The sequence below is a fragment of the Bacillota bacterium genome (genome assembly GCA_012839765.1).
In the GTDB taxonomy this organism is placed as follows: domain Bacteria; phylum Bacillota; class Limnochordia; order DUMW01; family DUMW01; genus DUMW01.
Genome location: DUMW01000053.1, coordinates 1 through 1,961, shown reverse-complemented (window position 1 = coordinate 1,961; position 1,961 = coordinate 1). Strand labels below are relative to the sequence as shown.

2 protein-coding genes are annotated in these 1,961 nt (G+C 52.8%); one reads left to right on the top strand and one right to left on the bottom strand.

All coding sequences use genetic code 11. The features are described from left to right. Nucleotides 1–335 precede the first annotated feature (335 nt). Nucleotides 336–1,121 (top strand): MtnX-like HAD-IB family phosphatase, encoded by a 786-nt coding sequence (locus GXX57_05275; GenBank protein ID HHV44060.1) that lies wholly within the window; start codon nucleotides 336–338, stop codon nucleotides 1,119–1,121. Here the strand turns inward: GXX57_05275 and GXX57_05270 are convergent. After that, complete coding sequence (locus GXX57_05270) at nucleotides 1,118–1,876, bottom strand: heme ABC transporter ATP-binding protein (GenBank protein HHV44059.1); 759 nt, start codon at nucleotides 1,874–1,876, stop codon at nucleotides 1,118–1,120. The genes GXX57_05275 and GXX57_05270 overlap by 4 nt on opposite strands. Between the last annotated feature and the right edge of the window lie 85 nt (nucleotides 1,877–1,961).

The window sequence follows — 1,961 nt, the reverse complement described above, 5'->3', positions numbered from 1 at the left end:
TTGTGAGGTATACTCTACCGTTCTTTCTTCGGGACTGTTTGAGGTTCATCGTATTCCTCCCCTAAGGCATAGATACCTTTTATTATACCACAGTTTACCGTACTTTACTATACATAAAAATGATAAATATGCGAAAAAATAAGCCCCTCAAAACTCGACGCGATGCGGGGTTCCTTGTGGTTCCTTCTTCAGACTAAGTGTAAAACAAACGCGAACACCTGCGGGCAAAGCCCGCCATGAATAGTTTGCTGGGTTAGTTTCGCCCTCCCGCTAGAGAAATCCTCTTTGGCCGATAAAAAATTGACATCAATACCGATGGATGAATATACTACTTTGTGTGGACAAGACTACGGCTAGGAGGAAGACCACTGATTCTGGAAAGACTGATCGTTATCTCAGACTTTGACGGTACACTAACCCCCATCGATGTGGGGGAGGCCATCATCACACATTTTATCGGTACCCAGGCAAAACCCTGGAATGAAAAACTGGCTAGGCAAGAAATCGGCTCACAAACCTTCTATACAACAGTATACCAGCTCTTTGACGCAAGCCCAAGGGAGTTAGCGAAATTTCTTGACGGGTACAGGCTACACGAAGATTTCCCCACCCTAGTGGACTTTCTACAGGAACATGGGATCCCCTTTGTGATCACCAGCGACGGTTTTGACTTCTACATCCAGCACCTGTTGTCCCGAGCGAACATCCAGGTCCCGGTCTATTGTAATCGCCTCACCTTCCCGAACCAAAAGGCACAGGTCGCCTTCCCAGCAGCAAACCCCCAGTGTGCCCATTGTGGGACTTGCAAGGCGGGCATCGTGCGCAGTTTCCAGAAGCAGGGGAAGAGGGTCATCTATCTGGGTGATGGCAATTCCGACATGTATCCGGCAGCATATGCGGACTTGGTCTTTGCCCGACACCGGCTGGCCCATTGGTGCAAGCATTATCAGATCCCCTATGAACCCTTCAACTCTTGCCTTGACGTAGTACAGGCCCTGGAGAAACGCTGGCTGACCCACCGGCCCCTACCCGGTCCCCAGCACACCACCCCAAGGCAAAGGATCCTGCCCTCGGACCGCTGCCAATGGCCTGCGGATTTAAGCTTTCAGCGGGTACTTTAGATCCTGCTGCCGGTGACCTCCCGTTCCTTGGGAAGTAACAGGATCTGGGGCAGGCCAGTCAAAGGATGGGCATAGATCTCCACCTGGGTGTGGTACACCTGTTGAATGTTCTCCTTGCTCAGCACCTCCTCCGGTGGACCAAAGGCAAAGACCCGGCCCTGATTCAGGAGCAAAAGCTGTCGACAGTACAAGGCTGCAAGGTTTAGATCGTGCAGCACCGTAATCACCGTCAGTCCCCTTTCGGCATTGAGTTCCCGCAACAGATCGAAGAATTCCACCTGGTGGTTAATATCCAAATGGGACGTAGGCTCATCCAAAAGCAGCAGGTCCGGTTCCTGGGCCAAAGCCTTGGCCAATAGCACCCGCTGCCTTTCACCACCGCTGAGCTCTGTGATCACCCGGGAGGACAGATGGGTAATACCGGTGGCCTCCATCACTTCCCTCACCACTTGCCAATCCGAGGCTTCTTCCCCTTTGAACCGCTGAACGTGGGGATGACGTCCCATCAGGACCACATCCTCCACCGTGAAGGCAAAGGTCACTTGGATGTCCTGGCCCACATAGGCCAGCCGGCGGGCCAATTCCCGGTAGGGAATCTTGGAAAGCTCCATCCCTTCCAGCTCCACCTTCCCCCCTTTGTAGGGCAGGATCCGGTTCAAGTTCTTGAGCAAGGTGGACTTGCCCGAGCCGTTAGGGCCGATGATCCCAAGAAAGTCTCCGGGTGCCACCTGGAAGGACACATCGTGTAATACCATTCTGTCGCCATAGGCAAAATTGATCTCTGAAACCTTTAGCAGTGTCAAAAGAATCACCTTTGGAGGCGGGTGGCCTAGGCCACCC

Coding starts and splice junctions, on each gene's coding strand:
- GXX57_05270 (HHV44059.1), bottom strand. CDS start 1,876: ATGGTATTACACGATGTGTCCTTCCAGGTGGCACCCGGAGACTTTCTT.